Below are 15,329 nucleotides of genomic sequence, written 5' to 3'. Positions count from 1 at the left end.
ATCGAAGCACCGAGCATGAGCGCCGATTCTGAACAACGAACTATCCGGTGTCTCATCGCGAAGGTGGGACTCGACGGCCACGACCGTGGTGCACACGTTATCGCTCGCGCCTTCCGCGATGCAGGATTCGAAGTTATCTACTCTGGACTTCACCGAGCACCGGACGAAATCGTCCAAGCGACCGTCCAAGAGGACGTTGACGTGCTGGGAATCTCTATCCTCTCCGGCGCGCACAACACGCTCGTTCCCAAGGTTCTCGCCGGACTCGACGAGTACGGCGCGCTGGACGACACGCTCGTCATCGTCGGCGGCATCGTCCCCGACGAGGACCGAGAGAAACTCACCGAGGCTGGCGTCGATGCCATCTTCGGCCCCGGAACGCCGATGCAAGAGACCATCGAGTTCGTGAAGGAAAACGCACCTGAACGGGCGTGACGATGAGTCAGGCTGCGGAATCTGACCTCGTGGAGCGACTCCTCGATGGCGAACACAGAGCGCTCGCTCGGGTCATCACGAAAATCGAGTCGCGCGCACCGGGCTATCGAGACATCGTCTCCGAACTCTACGCCCACACCGGCGACGCATCAGTCGTCGGCATCACCGGCAGCCCCGGCGCGGGCAAGTCCACGCTCGTGGACAAACTGGCGAAATTCTACCGCGACCGTGGCGAGACGGTCGGTGTCATCGCCGTAGACCCCTCGTCACCCTTTACCGGCGGGGCCGTCCTCGGCGACCGAATCCGCATGGCGTCGAACATCGGCGATATGGACGTGTTCTTCCGGTCGATGAGCGCCCGCGGGCAACTCGGTGGGCTCTCGACTGCGACTGCCGACGCCGTCAAAGCCCTCGACGCCTTCGGCAAGGACCGAATCATCATCGAGACGGTCGGTGCCGGACAGAACGAAGTCGATATCGTCAAAACCGCCGATACGGTCGTCGTCCTCGTCCAACCCGGGAGCGGCGACGACGTGCAGATGCTCAAAGCGGGCATTCTCGAAATCGGTGACATGTTCGTCGTCAACAAAGCCGACATGAGCGGGGCTTCTCGCACTGTCGCCGAACTCAAAGAGATGATTCACCTCCGCGACGACCCGCGAGCGAACCTCGATATGGGCCATCACGGAATCGACGGGTTCGAAGCGGCGAACGGCACCGAAAGCGACGAAGCGGACGAAGCAACCGACGAAGAGACCTGGATGCCCCAAGTAGTCGAGACCATAGCGACGACTGGTGAGGGCATCGACACCTTCGTCGAGACGCTCGACGACCACTACGAATTCCTCGAACGGACGGGCGAACTCGACGAGAAAGCCAAGCAACGCGCCGCCGAAGAGATTCGACAACTGCTCCAAGGCGACATCGGCGCGTTGCTGGAGGCGGAACTCGAATCACAGGGCGGTATCGACTCCTTCGCCGAAGCCATCGCCGCCCGTGAGACGGACCCCTACGCCGTCACCGAAGAGATACTCGCCCCGTTGCGTGAGTGTCTGGACGAAACCGACGACTGAAGTCTTCGTCAACAACCCTTCTCCGGCGGGCGAATTAAGGCCCCAGACGTCCATCTCAATGACATGAATTTCAGACGAGCTATCAGTGTAGCGACCGCCGGTGTTGGTCTCACTGCTGCTGCGAACGCGGCGCTCTCGAAGCGCGCTGCTCCGCTCGAACCTCCGCTTTCGGGGACGGTCGGGACGTATCGCTGGCGCGGGATGGACATCTCCTACGTCGAAGCGGGAGACGACAGTGCGCCGACACTCGTTCTCCTTCACGGTATCAACGCCGCGGGGTCTTCGGGCGAGTTCCGCGCCGTGTTCGACGAACTCGCCGAAGACTTTCACGTAATCGCCCCCGACCTGCCCGGATTCGGGCTCTCGGACCGCCCGGCGCTCTACTACTCGGCGGTTCTCTATCAGGAGTTCGTCGGCGACTTCCTCTCGCGGTACGACTCGCCCGCGGTTCTCGCGTCGTCGCTCACGTCTGCCTACGCGGTTGCGGCCGCCGAACGCGACGACGTGTCTGTTTCGAACTTCGTCTTCGTCTGCCCGACCGCGCGCGGCGGCCCCGACCCGACCGAGTGGCTCCGCGAACTCATCCGCGCGCCAGTCGTCGGCGAAGGACTGTTCAATCTCATCGCCTCACACCCATCGATTCGCTACTTCAACGGCGACCACGGCTACTTCGACCCGTCTAAAGCAGGCGAGGAGTGGCAGGAGTACGAGTGGCAGACGGCACACCAACCGGGCGCACGATTCGCCCCCGCATCGTTCGTCTCCGGCTATCTCAACGCCGACATCGACCTCGGCGAGGCACTCTCTGAACTCGACATTCCGACCACGCTCATTTGGGGGCGCGAAAGCGACATCACGCCGCTCGCGGACGGTCGTGACCTCGCAGAGGAAGCCGACTGTACGCTCGTCGTCTTCGACGATGCGATGTTGCTCCCACACGTCGAGTTCCCGGCTGCGTTCGTCGAGACGGTGAGCGACGCGCTCTCGTAAGCATGGCTGGGTCGGTACTCGATATGTTTTCGCTCGCGCTCTACGGCGCGATTGCGGTCATCGCGCTCGGATTTTGGGCGCTCATTCTCGGCTCGTTCGTCCTCGACCGACCGGTGTTCGAGAACCTCCTCGAAGACGAATCTGACCGGAAATAATCGAGAAAAAGCGAGAGACGAGTTAGTGGTCGGCGGGTCGGAAGACCAACAGCGTATCGCCCGTCGTTTCTGACTCACCGACGTCTGGGACGACTTCCATGCCGAGGTCGATTGCCCCCGATTCGACGCCGCGGACGATACCGGTCAGTCGAACCGGGCCGAACGTTGCAATCGCCGTCACGTAGGGCGCGTCGTCGGCAAAGCGTGGGGCGGGGACGTGAACCTCAGAGAAGGTGGCGAGTTCGCCCGTCGCTGGGAGCGGTTCTTCGGTCAGTTCGGCCGCACCACAGTGCGGACACGAACGTCGCGGTGGAAGCGACCCGTGACCGTCGGGACACGCGAGATAGTAGCCTTCACCGTCACCAATTGCGGCGAGCCAGTCGTCGTATTCTGCATCGGCCATCAGTTCAACACCTCCAGGACGTGAACGACCGCGCTGGCGACCGTGCCACCCGCGTTGTGGGTCAGGCCGACTCGTGGGTCCGAGAGGGCGTCGCTGTTCGCGTGGTCCCCGCGCAGGAGTTTCGTCATCTCCACGATTTGGGCGGTTCCCGTCGCGCCGACCGGGTGACCCTTCGCTTTCAGGCCACCGGAGAGGTTGATTGGTCGGTCGCCGTCTCGCGTGGTCTCGCCGCGGGTGGCCGCGCCGATACCATCGCCGGGTTCGTAGAAGCCGAGCGATTCGAGCGCCATCACTTCGGCGATGGTAAAGCAGTCGTGGACTTCTGCGACATCGACGTCCTCGGGCGAGATTCCGGCGTCAGCGTAGGCCATGTCTGCGGCCTTCGTCGCCGCGGGCGTCCGAGCCATGTCGTCGCGGTCCTGAAGCGCTGCCTTGTCGGTTCCCTGTCCCGACCCAGTGACGGCGATGGGTGCGTCGATGCCGTGTTCGTCGGCGTAGTCGCCGCTGACGAGGACGACTGCGCTCGCGCCGTCCGTGATTGGACAGGCGTCGTAGAGGGTGAGCGGGTCTGCGACGATGGGGCTTTCGAGTACATCTTGCACCGTGATTTCGCGGTGGAACTGTGCGAAGTCGTTCGTCATCGCGTTGTCGTGGTTCTTCACCGCGATGTGGGCGAGGTCCACGTTGTCGCCGCCGAACTCGTCGAAGTAGGCCCGTGCCATGAGCGCGTACGCGCCGGGGAACGTGACGCCTGCCCGGACTTCGAACAGTTCGTCCGCCGCGATGGCGAGCGACTGCGTGACGTTCGAGGTATCGAGGTTGTTCATTCGTTCCATCCCGCCCGCGAGGACGACGTCAGCGCCGCCCGCGCGAATCGTCTGGACGGCCTGTCGGAAGGCGACGCCTGCGGAGGCACAGGCTTGCTCGTATCGCGTTGCGGGACACTCCAGACCTGCCGCTTCGGCCATTATCGGCCCTTGGTGACCCTGCCCCTCGGCGAGTTCGCCCATGAAGTTGCCGTAATGAAGCTCCTCGTAGTCGTCGCGGGAGATTCCAGCCTCCTCCCGCGCGGCGAGGGCCGCCTCCGCGAACAGGTCACGGCCAGTTCGCTCGGGGTAACTGCCGAACTTCGTCAGTCCGACCCCGGCGATTCGAACGTCGGTCATGGATGAAAGTACGTTACAGATGCGTCTTGAACCTGCCGGACCATATTGGCACCACTCTTACAACTCATCCCATTGATGGCTATCGATTCAGACCACTTTCATCGCAACCATTACCACCGCGTCGGCCGACGATTCGGTATGAGCGATTGGATTGGTGAGACCTTCACGAGCGAGGTTGGCTGGAATCATCTGGAGACACTCGTCGATATCGGCAATCGAATGGCCGGATCACCCGGCGAGCGCGAAGCCATGGAAGCAACACGCGACGCGCTCGAAGCCGTCGGCGCGAGAAACGCCCACGTAGACTCGTTCGAGATTCAAGGCTGGGAGCGCGGCGACAGCGCCATCTACGGCGACGACACGACCCAAGAGTGTATCGCACTCCCGCGAAGCCCCAGTGAGACGGCGACGGGCGAACTCGTAGACCTCGGCTACGGTCTCCCCGAAGACTTCGACCGCGACCTCTCTGGGAAGGTCGTCGTCGTCTCTTCGACCGTCCCCGACCACTACGACCGCTTCATCCACCGCCGCGAGAAGTATTATTACGCCGTCGAAGCGGGCGCAGAAGCCTTCATCTTCGCCAACCACGTCCCTGGCCAACTCCCACCCACGGGAAGCGTCGGCACCGAGGAAGCACCTGTCGGCGACATCCCCGCCGTCGGCGTGAGCAGCGAAGTCGGCGCACGACTCGGCCGCCGCTTCGAAGGAAGCGAGGTCACCGTCGAAGTCACGTGCGAGACGCCGATGGCCGAGAGCGGCAACGTCCACGCCGAACTCGGTCCAGACACCGACGACGAAGTGCTGGTCACCAGCCACCTCGACGCCCACGACATCGCCGAAGGTGCGATGGACAACGGCGCGGGCACGGCGATGGTCGTCGAACTCGCCCGCGCGCTCGCCACCCGCGAAGACGAACTCGAAACGCGCGTTCGATTCGTCTGCTTCGGTGCCGAAGAAGTCGGCCTCGTCGGCTCTGGACACGAAGCAGAACGATTGGGCGACGCCCGCGCCAACGTCAAGACCATCGTCAACAACGACGGCGTGGTCGGCGGGCGGACGCTCCAGTTCCACACCAGCGGCTTCGACGCGCTCGATGGCATCGTCAAGTCCGTCTCCGAGCGGTTCGACATCCCAATCTCGCTTCTCCCGCAACACCTGCCGCACAGCGACCACTGGCCCTTTGTCGCCCACGGCGTCCCCGCCTACATGATTGGCAGCGTCAGCGAGGACCGCGGCCGCGGCTGGGGTCACACTCACGCAGACACCATCGAAAAGCTCGAATCGCGCGTCCTGCGCGAGCAAGCGATTTTCCTCACGGAACTCGTCGTCGAAGTCGCCAAAGACGAACACGACGTGCCGCACGCCGACCCCGACGACATCGCCGCGGCCCTCGAAGCCGAGGACCAAGCCGCCGGGATGAAGGTTACTGGGGATTGGCCGTTCTGAGCGCTGTCTCTTCGGTTTCTCATCAGTTCGCTGGCGCGAACTGAAACTACGGTCGCAAATCAGAGATTCGTTCTCTTATTCGGGCTTGCCAACACGCTCACTGCGTCGCGTGAACCACGGTCGCAACTCGAAGAGTTGCTCCCTGATTCAAATCTGCCACCTCGCTCCGTTCGGTGACAGATTTGAACCGCCGGGTCTTTTATTGACGCCACCTTACATCGCGCTGATGGCAAGGGGTCGAACCGGAGGCGAGCGCCGACGATGAACGTTAGAGTCGTCGGCGATGCGTCGGTCGAAGCGACGATTCGCACTGCCGGTGGAACGACCACGGACGAGGGGGGCGACGTTGTCGTCGCCGTTGGCGAAGAGGCGCTCCGAACTGCGGCAATCGACGAGTCAACGGATACGCCGCTCATCCCTGTCGCGTGCGATGCCCCGTGGTCTGTCTCTCGGAACGACCTCCAGAGCGTTATCGAAGCCGTCCTCGCCGACGAACTCGCTTCGGTCGAACACCCCGTTCTCTCGGTGCGCGTGGGCGACGAACACGTCGGGCGCGCGCTCTTCGACGTGATGCTCGTAACCAGCGAACCCGCGCGCATCTCTGCGTACAGCGTCGCCGACACACGCGCGACGGCAACCTCGTCGGGCGACTGGCACGACCTCGACACGTTTCGCGCAGACGGGGTCGTCGTGGCAACGCCACTCGGCAGTACTGGCTACGCGCGCGCCGCTGGTGGTACTGTCGTCGGACCCGACGCGGGCCTCGCTGTGGTTCCCGTCTCTCCCTACGCGACGCAGACCGATTCGTGGGTCTTACAACCGCCGCTCAGGCTCCGCGTCGAACGTGAGGAAGCGCCGGTGTCGCTCGTTCTCGATACGGGCGTTGCGACCGAGGTCGAACCGTACGAACCGGTCGTCGTCGAGTTCGACCAGACGGTCTCGCTGATTTTCGACTAAGCGTCGCACTCGACTCGTCGTGGATGCTGACGAGCGCACCCGCTCACCAGTGTGAAAAATAGTCCCGCAACCGAACGCCGCGGGTGCGCTGTAGTTCGTCCTCAGATGATGGCGTTCCAGACGCCTTCGATAAGGAAGAACAGGCTCTGGTAGGCGGCGTACAGGAGTACGAAGACGGATGCCGTGAGCGCTCCCTTTGGCTGGTCGAGTGGTCGGCCGTTGCGGGCTTCGACTTCACGGGCTTCGAACTCGAAGAAGTCCGTGACGAACATCCCGACGACGAGGACGGTCAGAACCATGCCACCGTGAGGTTCGAGGAGCAAGAACAGGAACGACGTCACGACGAGCGCCCCCGAGGTGAGCGTGTGCGGCAGATACCGCGAGAGCTCTTCTGCTCCGTCATTCGCCTGTTGCACGTGGCTCCGGTGGGCAAGGAAACGCGTCAGCATGTTTGCCAGCACCAGAACGAGTGCGACGAATGGGATGGCCGGTTCGACCGCCGCCAGTTGGTCGAGCGGGACGAGGAACTGTAGCGGTTGCATACAGGCACCTCGGTGGGATACTCATTAGAGTTTTTCCAATCTAACGCGCGACCACCGCGGTGACCTGTCGCTCTCGGGAGGAGAGAAACAGAAAAACGTGGTTGGGCGGGTTACTGCGCGTTCCGGCGGTCGTCGAGTGCGCCCTTCAGTTGGCGTCCGGCGGGGATGAGCACCCAGAAGGTGAGTGCGCCGATGATTGCGAACCAGAGGAACGCGTCCATCATCGTGACCGCGAGGAGGTCGAAGAGTCCACCGGGCTCCGAGTGGAGCGGCTCGATGAGTTGTTTCGTACTCTCGAAACTGCTCGTCCGGTACCATCCCGCGAGGACCATCCAGGCGAGACCCGAGCCGGTCAGGATGCCCAATCCTTTGATGAATTCGTCAGCCATTGTTCGAATCTTCGCCGGAGTCCTCTTGAGACTTTCCCATTCCGTGAGCGCGGAATCTCGTTCCAATCGTGTACACAATCGAGCCGAACGCAATCACACCGAGCCCGATAATTGCGAGGACGGTACTGAGGATGCCGTCGGCAACGGTGAGGCCGACGAAGCCGAGTGTGGCGATAATCAGCGCACGAAGGGCGCTCACTTGGAGCGTCGCGGCGTCCAAGAACACGAACCCGAGGACGACGCTCGTGACGGCGATGAGCGTCGAAAACACCGTGACGGTCTTGTACAGCCGCATGGGCACGACGATGTCGCGGCGGCCGCGACGAGATGACCGCACTTCCGCGTCGGCGGTCGAGTTGGTTGCGTCGCTATCTGTCATCGTGGACTTCTAAGAAATGAGTCGTGGTAGGAGTTCCGCTCTACTTCGGCGGACGAAGCCGGTAGTAGCGCTGGTTGAGGTTGTACATGTAGCCCTCGCTCATCGTCTTGAGGACGGCGTAGGTGACCGTCCCGAAGACGACTGGCAGGAGGAACGTCAAGTCGAACAGCAGATCGACGTTCATCGGCATGAGGTTCTTGACTGCCAAGAGCGAGATGGTGAGCGCGAAGACGATGCCAAAGACACCGACTGCGGCCCAGAACGGCTCTTCGACGGGACGTCGCGCGGAGCCCTTGTTGAGGAAGGGCACCATCGCGATGAAGCCCACGACGACACCGTTGGCGAGTACACCGTACGTACGGTCTGCCATAATCTTCTGGCCGCCGAGGATGGCGAGTTCAGGGTTCAGCGGGTTGAGCTTGAGGAGCCCGAACGACCAGTAGAGGTACCAGTCGGGCAGGATAATCGCCGGGGTACTCGATGGGTTCGCGGGTGGGCCAATGTGCGGCGGCATGGTCGCCGAGAGGAACAGAATCATGCCGACGAAGAACGACGCAATCGAGAGATTGCGCACGGTCTCGTGGGGCCACGTCGGGAACGCGAGGACGTCGCGCTCGACGTAGTCGGACTCCGTCCGGAGGTCTTGGTCTTCGCGGCGAGCACGCTCGAAGTACTCGTAGGTGAGCCGAGAGAGGCCAGTCTTTCGGGCCTTGCGCTCACTCCACGTCGGCGTCTCGTTGTCGGGCGCGACGATGCCCGTGCCGTCGGTTCGGATTTCTTCGTTTGGTTGGTTGTCGCTCATTCTTTTCACCTTAGTGCGGCTCTGCGATGCCCTGCACCCACACGATACCGATGTGAATCGCGATGAGCGTCGTCACCACGAAGGGGAGCAGGAACACGTGGATGATGTACATACGTTGCAGCGTCGCCTGGCTCAGCGTGAACCCACCGAAGAGGAGTTGTGCAACCCACTCACCGGCGAGGGGAACAGACAGCGACATCTCGACGCCAATCTGACCGGCCCAGAACGCGAGCTGGTCCCACGGAAGCAGGTATCCGGTGTACCCGAACACCATCGTCAGACTGATGAGGACGATGCCGATGAGCCAGTTGAGTTCGCGCGGTTCCTTGTACGCGCCCGTGAAGTAGACACGGAGCATGTGCAGGAACACTGCGGCCACCATGACCTGTGCGGCCCAGCGGTGGACCGAACGGAGCATGAAGCCGAACTGCAGGTCGCGCATGATGAACTCGATACTGTTGTACGCCGTCGTCGGGTCACCCGTCGTTGCGGGCGAGTAGTAGAACCCGAGCAGTGCGCCACTGATGGCTGCGACGACGTATGCGAGCGTCGAGAACAGCCCCAGTGTGTAGAGCGGGTACCAGTACCAGAACTTGTTGTCGAGGTTGTACTGTTCGGTGTGACTCTTCGGCATCTGCAGGTTGACCCGGTAGTAGAGGCCCTCCAGCAGTTCGAGGTAGTCAACGATGCGAAGTCGCTTGTCAAGCCAGATGAGAACGGTGAGGAACGTCGTCTCCACCGGGGTGAGATTCTTCTCTCTCATCCAGGACTTGTGGTCGTATTCGTCTTTGCGTTCGAGACTCATTGTTATCGCTTGTAGTAGGGGTACACTGCGCGCTTGACTTGGTCCCACGCGCCGTCACCCAGTGAGTTTCCGTCGACGTCCTCTTCGCGGACGTAGAGGTCTTCCCACTTGCGACGTCGTTTCTTGACGATGATGACGTCCGGGAGGAACTCTTTGCGGTACAGTGCAAGGATGAACGCGAGGTCCACGAAGATGACGGCGAGGATGCCACCGAGGAACATGTTACCCGTGTCCGACAGCCCCCACCCGGAGACGAATCCGTAGGTGAAGAGGAAGACGAACACGACCTCGATAACCGTCAACAGGACGATTGCGATGGCCGCCGTCGTGCTTTCGCGTGCCGGTTCGTATCGGTGAATATCACCGTATGTGCTGCCACTCGAAGACATTATTCGCCACCTCCAGTGTTACCCGTGTTTGGCGACTCACCGTACTTCAGGATGAAGAACGAATAAATCATGGTGACGATGATGCCGAGAATCGTCGCTGCGCCGACCCAGTGGGCCTGAATCGGAACACCGAGTTCCTCGAGTTCCTTCTCGCCACCGCCACCGCCGACTTCGACGGTTGCGACGTCGCCACCGACTGCGATTGCACCGACCATGCCGAGTGCTTCGTGGGGTGCACAGTGGTATTTCGTGATACCTGCGTCACCCTCTTCGAAGGTGTACTCGTAGGTCGTGCCTGCTTCGGCGACTGGTGCGCCGGATTCCAGTGATGCACCTTCGCTAGCGACGACGTTGTGGCCGCCACCGTTGCCGGTCCACTCCCACGTAACAGTCGTTCCGGGGTCGATCCACATTCCTGCCGGGGCGAACGCTAGGTCGCCACCGTTGCCGGGTGCGCCAACTTCGACAGTGACCTCGCTCTGGCCACGATTGTCCTGGTAACCACCATCGACACCGTCGAGGTAGCCGCCAAAGTCGGGCTGAACCGTAGCGCCTCCACCGCCTTCGCCTTCCTGCGCGGCGGCGGTCCCGGCGGCAGCGGTCGCGGCGGCTGTTGTGCCACCGGCCATTCGGAGAAACTCCCGCCTTTTCATACGGTCGTTGGTCAGGATGCTTTGTGCTTAAACCCACCGACTATGCCTCCACAGCGGGGTGTTTGCGGGTTACTGTCTCTCGGAACTGAGCGCCCCGTTTTCGGGGATATCGACGAGCCGTTCGACCGTCTCGTCGTCGCCGTCGAACGAGGGAACAAAGTCGGGCCGTGTCCCGGTTTCGAGACCCAATGCCCGCAGTCGGTCGCGGTACTCTTCGGCGCGGAAGCGGTCGGAGAGTCGCGCGTTGGCGACGACCACGAAGAGAAACACACCGATGAGAATGAACGCGACACCGACGAGCGGGGCCACGATTGTATCCACGACCGGAACGAGAAGATACGCGACGATGAGTGCGATTCCGCCGAGGAGTTGGCCGAACGCAACGAGTTGGAGTACGCGATTACCGAAGTCTCCCGTCCCTTCGGCGACGCTTTCCGGCGTCGGCAACGAGACAGTTTCTGGTGCCTGATTCACGTCGAAGTCGTCCATCGAACAGAGCGCGACCGTCGGTTTCACGTCGCGGAGAACCGTCCCTTCGCCTTCGACGCTCCCGTCTGGGTAGACGACCGCGTAGCCCTCATCAGAGTAGGCGAGGATGCGTGGCTCGCCGTTTTCGGTGACGCGTTCGAGGACTGCGAAAATCTCTCGAATCGCAATCCGATAGCGAAGTTCCTCTTCGACTCGTTCGAGTAACTCGTCGCCCACTATCCACGACTCGGGGTCGAAGGCGGCCTCCCACTCTTCGACGCTCATCTTCGCCATATCCGCCGGACCGAAGTTTTCGAAATCGTACTTCTCATCGACGGCTTGGCGAAGCGCTTCGAGGTCGGCGTCGCCTTGCGACACGACCGCGTCGTCAGGTTCCGCGTCGGGCGACTCAGGCTCATCGGCCGGTGCGGAAGACGAATCTGCCATCGCCCGAGGTAGGGTCCACGCCGGTAAACGTGTTGCGACCCTGTGTAGCAACCAGCGCGTAGTTCGGCGCTCGAATCGGTGGGTGAGTGACTCGAACTCGAATCGTACAGAGTGGTCTAGCGCTCGAATGCATCGAACACGCACCGGTCGCTTTACACTACCCCAGTTCTAAGCGCGGCCAATGGCAGACGAGACGACCCTCGCCACCCTCGCCGCACTCACTGTCACGGTCAGTCTTCCGTTCTATCTGTACGGTGCGTGGATCATGATCGACGCCGAGACGGTGACGTGGGACGTACTCGTCTTTCACCTCAAAGTCATCCTCCCCGGGTTGGTGCTGAACACCATTCCGGTAGTTACGTGGATGATTCCTCGCCTCTTCGAGCAGTTGAACGGTCTGACAGCGATTCACGCCATCTTGGGCTTGCAAGCCTACGCGATGCTCGTGTTCGCACTCACCGGAATCGTTCGAATCTTCCAAGCGAAGTGGACGGCCAACCTGTATCACGACCCCGACCAAGACATCTCACTCGACGATCTGCACGAAAACATGGGTGCGTGGCGCGGGCGACTCCGTGTCGGCGTCTTCGGCTACGTACTCTTCTGGATTCTCGCGTGGTTCCTCGGTATGTATCGCTACGTCAGCGGGTACATCCTCGCCTGAAGTAATCTCCTCGCCTAAAATGTGAACACACGGACGACGACCCGACCTTACCAGGCTTCGTTCTTTGCGAGGTCAACGTCGTGTTGGAGTTTCGACGATGGACAGATATCTTCGAGTACGCACTCGTCGCAGGATGGGTTGCGCGCGTCGCACACGGCGCGCCCGTGACTAATGAGCAAGTGAGTGTACTGCTGCCAGTCGGTTTCGGGGACGACCGACATCAGGTCTTCTTCGATTTGTTCTGGATACTCTTCTTCGGTGAGTCCGAGTCGTCGTGAGATGCGCTGGACGTGGGTATCGACGACGATGCCCTCGACGATATCGTGACCGTGTTGGAGGACGACGTTCGCCGTCTTGCGGCCGACACCAGCGAGGTCGGTTAGTTCGGACATTGTGTCCGGAACCTCGCCGTCGTGTTTCTCGATGATGTCGCTACAGGCCGACCGAATGTACTTCGCCTTGTTGTTGTAGTACGTGATGGAGTTGATATCCTCGGCCAACGCCTCTTGCTCGGCGTTCGCGTAGTCTTCGGCCGAATCGTACTTTTCGAACAGGTCGGCACAGACCTTGTTGACGCGCTCGTCGGTACACTGGGCCGAGAGCATGACCGCGATGAGCAGTTCCAGTCGATTCGAGTAGTTCAGCGAAATCGTCGTGTCGGGGTACTCTTCGTAGAGTCGGTCGAGTACCTCTTCTGCTTGCGCCTCGCGGGTGTCGAGTGGCGTGCCCATACAGTGGGGTGCGACCCAGTTGCTTTCAGTCGTTCGGGTTCCGGCGAGGACTCTGCCGAAATCGATTCTCTGAATGTGAGACCCAGTGACCTGTGTTATTCGATTCTCTATCGATTATTCAGTTGGTGAACACGATGGCAAACACAACACAAACACGAACACGAACACGATATGCCACCGAAACGGTATCCTCGTACGAGTATGCCCGCGAGCGATTCCTCGCAGGGGCGATGCTATTCGTCTTCGGCTTCATCGCGCTGATGGGGATTATCACCGCCGAAGCGTTCTACCCCGGATACAACGCCGGTGTACAGGAGATAAGCGACCTCGGTGCGACGGTCCCACCGAACAGCATTATCCTCCAACCGTCGGCGACCATCTTCAACACGACCATGATTCTCTCGGGGCTACTCGTCCTGGGCGCGACGTACTTTGCTCACCAATCGCTTCGTGACCGCGTGGTGACCGTCGCACTCGGCCTGCTCGGCCTCGGCATCCTCGGTGTCGGCATCTTCGACGGAAGCGAAGTTCCGATGCACGGCCTGTTTGCGCTGCTCACGTTCTTCGCGGGCGGCATCTCGGCGGCCGTCACCTACCGAGTCATCGAGACCCCGTTCAGATACGTGTCGCTCGCAGTCGGTGGCTTCGTCCTCGCCCTCTTGCTGAGCATCATCGGCCTCGGCATCCTCGGTATCACCCACCCGCTCGCGTTCCTCGGCTTGGGTGGTCTCGAACGCTACGTCGCCTACCCAATCTTGCTGTGGGCGCTCGGCTTCGGTGGCTATCTCATGGCTCCCGTCGCGGACCGCGAGACGGCGGCGTAGAACACCAACGATTTATCATACACGACCGCGAGCAAACGAGCATGGCTACTCTCGATTTACCGGGCCGCCGTGAAGCGTGGCTCACCGCCGCCGCGACGCTCGTCGGCTACGGCCTGATTCTCACTGCGATGTTCGTCGCGCTGTTCGTCGTTCCGTACTTCGTGTTCCCGGCGTAAACGGGCCACTGTCTCTATTCTGGACGTACAACGTCGTCACTCGGCGAACGAGTAACGAGTCGTCAAAAACCGCGTCGGTCGGAAAAGGGGACGCCTTATGCGAAGGCGCGGGAGACGTCGGTGTCGTCTTCCGATTCTTGCTGAATCTTCTCCCACGCGCCGACGAAGTCTTCCATGAAGATTTCCGTGCGGTCGTCGCGGATGGCGAACATCCCGGCCTCCGTACAGATGGCCTTCACGTCGGCACCGGAGGCGTTCTCGGCCATCTCGGCGAGTTCTTCGAAGTCCACGTCGTCGGCGACGTTCATCTTGCGCGTGTGAATCTTGAAGATGATTTCGCGGCCGTCCTCGTTCGGCTTGGGCACTTCGATAAGGCGGTCGAAGCGGCCGGGTCGGAGGATTGCGGGGTCGAGCATGTCGAAGCGGTTGGTCGCCGCGATGAGGCGGATGTTTCCGCGCTCGTCGAAGCCGTCCATCTCGGCGAGCAGTTGCATCATCGTGCGCTGGACCTCGGCGTCGCCTGAGGTCTTCGAATCGGTGCGCTTCGACGCGATGGCGTCGATTTCGTCGATGAAGATGACGGCAGGCTCGTTCTCGCGGGCGACCTCGAACAGGTCGCGAACGAGCTTCGCACCCTCACCGATGAACTTGTGCACCAGTTCGGAGCCAGCCATCTTGATGAACGAAGCGTTCGTCTGGTTGGCGACGGCCTTGGCGAGCATGGTCTTCCCGGTGCCCGGTGGCCCGTAGAGGAGGACGCCCGCAGGTGGGTCGATTCCAACCTTCTCGAACATCTCGGGGCGGTCGAGGGGCATCTCGACGGTCTCCCGAACTTCTTGCATCTGCTCTTCGAGGCCACCGATGTCCTCGTAGGTGACATCGGGGCTGTGTTCGACTTGCATGACGCGTGCCCGCACGTCAGTCTCTTTGTCGAGTCGCTTGACGATAGAGAGCGAGTTGTTCACTGCGACGCGCGCGTCGGGTTCTAAGTCCTCGCGCATGTCTTCGGTCACTTCGGTGAGGGCCTCTTGGTTGTTACCGTGCTGCTTGATGATGACCCCCTCGTCGGTGATTTCCTGTACCGTCGCAACGAACAGCGGCGACTGCTTGAGCTTCTTGTTCTCGTGGGTCAGCCGCTCGAGTTTCTGTTGGTACTTGTTGTTCTCTGCATTCGCATCGAGAAGCTTGTCTCGCATCTCCTCGTTCTGCGATTCGAGAACGTTGAGCCGCTCTTGTAGAGCGGAGAGCTTCTCCTGCTGCGACGCCGTCTCCTCATCGTACGGAAGGTCGACGTCGTCCACAGTGTCGGTCATCAGGCGTGGTAGGGCACAGGCTCTTATGAGGCTTCGGGTGTGTGAGACTCTCACCGCCTCTCCTGTCCGTCTGCTGGCGTGTAGGTAGTCTGACGCGTGTCACACGAAATTACCGAGGCGCA

General features: G+C 61.4%; 21 protein-coding genes. 9 read left to right on the top strand and 12 right to left on the bottom strand.

Features of this window, described 5'->3' with window-relative positions; genetic code table 11:
• Window positions 1-15: 15 nt before the first annotated feature.
• The 4 genes from ACK509_RS04760 to ACK509_RS04745 all read left to right on the top strand — a co-directional run bounded on the left by ACK509_RS04760 (window position 16) and on the right by ACK509_RS04745 (window position 2,653).
• Window positions 16-435 (top strand): cobalamin B12-binding domain-containing protein, encoded by a 420-nt coding sequence (locus ACK509_RS04760; protein ID WP_410765347.1) that lies wholly within the window; start codon window positions 16-18, stop codon window positions 433-435.
• Window positions 436-437: 2 nt separating this feature from the next.
• Window positions 438-1,508 carry a methylmalonyl Co-A mutase-associated GTPase MeaB gene (meaB, locus tag ACK509_RS04755; protein WP_410765346.1) on the top strand — a complete coding sequence of 357 codons (1,071 nt, stop codon included), beginning with the start codon at window positions 438-440 and terminating at the stop codon, window positions 1,506-1,508.
• A 63-nt stretch (window positions 1,509-1,571) separates the two neighbouring features.
• Complete coding sequence (locus tag ACK509_RS04750; protein WP_410765345.1) at window positions 1,572-2,498, top strand: alpha/beta fold hydrolase; 927 nt, start codon at window positions 1,572-1,574, stop codon at window positions 2,496-2,498.
• 2 nt (window positions 2,499-2,500) lie between these two features.
• Window positions 2,501-2,653, top strand: coding sequence for a hypothetical protein (locus ACK509_RS04745; RefSeq protein WP_410765344.1), 153 nt, complete (start codon window positions 2,501-2,503; stop codon window positions 2,651-2,653).
• Between the two features lie 22 nt (window positions 2,654-2,675).
• Here the strand turns inward: ACK509_RS04745 and ACK509_RS04740 are convergent, their stop codons facing one another.
• Window positions 2,676-3,056, bottom strand: a complete 381-nt coding sequence (locus ACK509_RS04740; protein ID WP_410765343.1) for a Zn-ribbon domain-containing OB-fold protein — start codon at window positions 3,054-3,056, stop codon at window positions 2,676-2,678.
• On the bottom strand, window positions 3,056-4,222 hold the full coding sequence (locus ACK509_RS04735; protein WP_410765342.1) for a thiolase domain-containing protein: 1,167 nt from the start codon (window positions 4,220-4,222) through the stop codon (window positions 3,056-3,058). The genes ACK509_RS04740 and ACK509_RS04735 overlap by 1 nt, the downstream gene beginning before the upstream one ends.
• A 138-nt stretch (window positions 4,223-4,360) precedes the next feature.
• Here ACK509_RS04735 and ACK509_RS04730 point away from each other — a divergent pair, with 138 nt between their 5' ends.
• Both ACK509_RS04730 and ACK509_RS04725 read left to right on the top strand, forming a co-directional pair.
• Window positions 4,361-5,668, top strand: a complete 1,308-nt coding sequence (locus ACK509_RS04730; protein WP_410765341.1) for a M28 family peptidase — start codon at window positions 4,361-4,363, stop codon at window positions 5,666-5,668.
• A 261-nt stretch (window positions 5,669-5,929) separates the two neighbouring features.
• The gene (locus tag ACK509_RS04725; protein WP_410765340.1) at window positions 5,930-6,625 is read left to right on the top strand and encodes an ATP-NAD kinase; all 696 of its coding nucleotides are present in this window, start codon (window positions 5,930-5,932) and stop codon (window positions 6,623-6,625) included.
• A gap of 101 nt (window positions 6,626-6,726) precedes the next feature.
• On the opposite strand, the gene ACK509_RS04720 is transcribed toward ACK509_RS04725, so the two are convergent.
• The 8 genes from ACK509_RS04720 to ACK509_RS04685 all read right to left on the bottom strand — a co-directional run bounded on the left by ACK509_RS04720 (window position 6,727) and on the right by ACK509_RS04685 (window position 11,499).
• Window positions 6,727-7,167: a hypothetical protein gene (locus tag ACK509_RS04720; protein ID WP_410765339.1), complete on the bottom strand. Its 441-nt coding sequence runs from the start codon at window positions 7,165-7,167 to the stop codon at window positions 6,727-6,729.
• Window positions 7,168-7,277: 110 nt separating this feature from the next.
• Complete coding sequence (locus ACK509_RS04715) at window positions 7,278-7,556, bottom strand: hypothetical protein (RefSeq protein ID WP_410765338.1); 279 nt, start codon at window positions 7,554-7,556, stop codon at window positions 7,278-7,280.
• Window positions 7,549-7,935 carry a hypothetical protein gene (locus tag ACK509_RS04710; protein WP_410765337.1) on the bottom strand — a complete coding sequence of 129 codons (387 nt, stop codon included), beginning with the start codon at window positions 7,933-7,935 and terminating at the stop codon, window positions 7,549-7,551. The genes ACK509_RS04715 and ACK509_RS04710 overlap by 8 nt, the downstream gene beginning before the upstream one ends.
• Window positions 7,936-7,975: 40 nt before the next feature.
• Window positions 7,976-8,737: a cytochrome bc complex cytochrome b subunit gene (locus ACK509_RS04705; protein WP_410765336.1), complete on the bottom strand. Its 762-nt coding sequence runs from the start codon at window positions 8,735-8,737 to the stop codon at window positions 7,976-7,978.
• A 10-nt stretch (window positions 8,738-8,747) separates the two neighbouring features.
• Complete coding sequence (locus tag ACK509_RS04700) at window positions 8,748-9,542, bottom strand: cytochrome b (RefSeq protein WP_410765335.1); 795 nt, start codon at window positions 9,540-9,542, stop codon at window positions 8,748-8,750.
• Window positions 9,543-9,544: 2 nt separating this feature from the next.
• Complete coding sequence (locus tag ACK509_RS04695) at window positions 9,545-9,931, bottom strand: hypothetical protein (protein WP_410765334.1); 387 nt, start codon at window positions 9,929-9,931, stop codon at window positions 9,545-9,547.
• Window positions 9,931-10,584 (bottom strand): halocyanin domain-containing protein, encoded by a 654-nt coding sequence (locus tag ACK509_RS04690; protein WP_410765332.1) that lies wholly within the window; start codon window positions 10,582-10,584, stop codon window positions 9,931-9,933. The genes ACK509_RS04695 and ACK509_RS04690 overlap by 1 nt, the downstream gene beginning before the upstream one ends.
• Window positions 10,585-10,653: 69 nt before the next feature.
• Window positions 10,654-11,499 (bottom strand): hypothetical protein, encoded by an 846-nt coding sequence (locus ACK509_RS04685; protein WP_410765331.1) that lies wholly within the window; start codon window positions 11,497-11,499, stop codon window positions 10,654-10,656.
• Window positions 11,500-11,680: 181 nt separating this feature from the next.
• On the opposite strand from ACK509_RS04685, the gene ACK509_RS04680 reads away from it, so the two are divergent.
• Window positions 11,681-12,163 carry a hypothetical protein gene (locus ACK509_RS04680; RefSeq protein ID WP_410765330.1) on the top strand — a complete coding sequence of 161 codons (483 nt, stop codon included), beginning with the start codon at window positions 11,681-11,683 and terminating at the stop codon, window positions 12,161-12,163.
• A gap of 47 nt (window positions 12,164-12,210) precedes the next feature.
• Here ACK509_RS04680 and nth read toward each other — a convergent pair whose 3' ends face one another.
• Window positions 12,211-12,894: an endonuclease III gene (gene nth, locus ACK509_RS04675; protein ID WP_410765329.1), complete on the bottom strand. Its 684-nt coding sequence runs from the start codon at window positions 12,892-12,894 to the stop codon at window positions 12,211-12,213.
• A 134-nt stretch (window positions 12,895-13,028) separates the two neighbouring features.
• On the opposite strand from nth, the gene ACK509_RS04670 reads away from it, so the two are divergent.
• On the top strand, window positions 13,029-13,718 hold the full coding sequence (locus ACK509_RS04670) for a DUF998 domain-containing protein (protein WP_410765328.1): 690 nt from the start codon (window positions 13,029-13,031) through the stop codon (window positions 13,716-13,718).
• A gap of 41 nt (window positions 13,719-13,759) precedes the next feature.
• Entirely contained in the window at window positions 13,760-13,894 is a 135-nt protein-coding gene (locus tag ACK509_RS04665; RefSeq protein WP_410765327.1) for a hypothetical protein, read from the top strand.
• 95 nt (window positions 13,895-13,989) lie between these two features.
• On the opposite strand, the gene pan1 is transcribed toward ACK509_RS04665, so the two are convergent.
• Window positions 13,990-15,207, bottom strand: a complete 1,218-nt coding sequence (pan1, locus tag ACK509_RS04660) for a proteasome-activating nucleotidase Pan1 (RefSeq protein WP_410765326.1) — start codon at window positions 15,205-15,207, stop codon at window positions 13,990-13,992.
• Window positions 15,208-15,329 lie beyond the last annotated feature (122 nt).

Origin of the sequence: Haloferax sp. DFSO60 (assembly GCF_046557615.1) — an archaeon.
Lineage (GTDB): Archaea > Halobacteriota > Halobacteria > Halobacteriales > Haloferacaceae > Haloferax.
This window is presented reverse-complemented; position numbering and strand designations above follow the sequence as displayed.

Excerpts from the sequence above, each read along its gene's own strand:
- ACK509_RS04730 (WP_410765341.1), top strand. The coding sequence starts at position 4,361 with ATGAGCGATTGGATTGGTGAGACCTTCACGAGCGAGGTTGGCTGGAAT.
- ACK509_RS04685 (WP_410765331.1), bottom strand. The coding sequence starts at position 11,499 with ATGGCAGATTCGTCTTCCGCACCGGCCGATGAGCCTGAGTCGCCCGAC.
- ACK509_RS04740 (WP_410765343.1), bottom strand. The coding sequence starts at position 3,056 with ATGGCCGATGCAGAATACGACGACTGGCTCGCCGCAATTGGTGACGGT.
- ACK509_RS04760 (WP_410765347.1), top strand. The coding sequence starts at position 16 with ATGAGCGCCGATTCTGAACAACGAACTATCCGGTGTCTCATCGCGAAG.
- ACK509_RS04745 (WP_410765344.1), top strand. The coding sequence starts at position 2,501 with ATGGCTGGGTCGGTACTCGATATGTTTTCGCTCGCGCTCTACGGCGCG.
- ACK509_RS04720 (WP_410765339.1), bottom strand. The coding sequence starts at position 7,167 with ATGCAACCGCTACAGTTCCTCGTCCCGCTCGACCAACTGGCGGCGGTC.
- ACK509_RS04680 (WP_410765330.1), top strand. The coding sequence starts at position 11,681 with ATGGCAGACGAGACGACCCTCGCCACCCTCGCCGCACTCACTGTCACG.
- ACK509_RS04665 (WP_410765327.1), top strand. The coding sequence starts at position 13,760 with ATGGCTACTCTCGATTTACCGGGCCGCCGTGAAGCGTGGCTCACCGCC.
- ACK509_RS04735 (WP_410765342.1), bottom strand. The coding sequence starts at position 4,222 with ATGACCGACGTTCGAATCGCCGGGGTCGGACTGACGAAGTTCGGCAGT.
- ACK509_RS04700 (WP_410765335.1), bottom strand. The coding sequence starts at position 9,542 with ATGAGTCTCGAACGCAAAGACGAATACGACCACAAGTCCTGGATGAGA.
- nth (WP_410765329.1), bottom strand. The coding sequence starts at position 12,894 with ATGGGCACGCCACTCGACACCCGCGAGGCGCAAGCAGAAGAGGTACTC.
- ACK509_RS04750 (WP_410765345.1), top strand. The coding sequence starts at position 1,572 with ATGAATTTCAGACGAGCTATCAGTGTAGCGACCGCCGGTGTTGGTCTC.
- ACK509_RS04690 (WP_410765332.1), bottom strand. The coding sequence starts at position 10,584 with ATGAAAAGGCGGGAGTTTCTCCGAATGGCCGGTGGCACAACAGCCGCC.
- ACK509_RS04725 (WP_410765340.1), top strand. The coding sequence starts at position 5,930 with ATGAACGTTAGAGTCGTCGGCGATGCGTCGGTCGAAGCGACGATTCGC.
- ACK509_RS04705 (WP_410765336.1), bottom strand. The coding sequence starts at position 8,737 with ATGAGCGACAACCAACCAAACGAAGAAATCCGAACCGACGGCACGGGC.
- pan1 (WP_410765326.1), bottom strand. The coding sequence starts at position 15,207 with ATGACCGACACTGTGGACGACGTCGACCTTCCGTACGATGAGGAGACG.
- ACK509_RS04670 (WP_410765328.1), top strand. The coding sequence starts at position 13,029 with ATGGCAAACACAACACAAACACGAACACGAACACGATATGCCACCGAA.
- meaB (WP_410765346.1), top strand. The coding sequence starts at position 438 with ATGAGTCAGGCTGCGGAATCTGACCTCGTGGAGCGACTCCTCGATGGC.
- ACK509_RS04695 (WP_410765334.1), bottom strand. The coding sequence starts at position 9,931 with ATGTCTTCGAGTGGCAGCACATACGGTGATATTCACCGATACGAACCG.
- ACK509_RS04715 (WP_410765338.1), bottom strand. The coding sequence starts at position 7,556 with ATGGCTGACGAATTCATCAAAGGATTGGGCATCCTGACCGGCTCGGGT.
- ACK509_RS04710 (WP_410765337.1), bottom strand. The coding sequence starts at position 7,935 with ATGACAGATAGCGACGCAACCAACTCGACCGCCGACGCGGAAGTGCGG.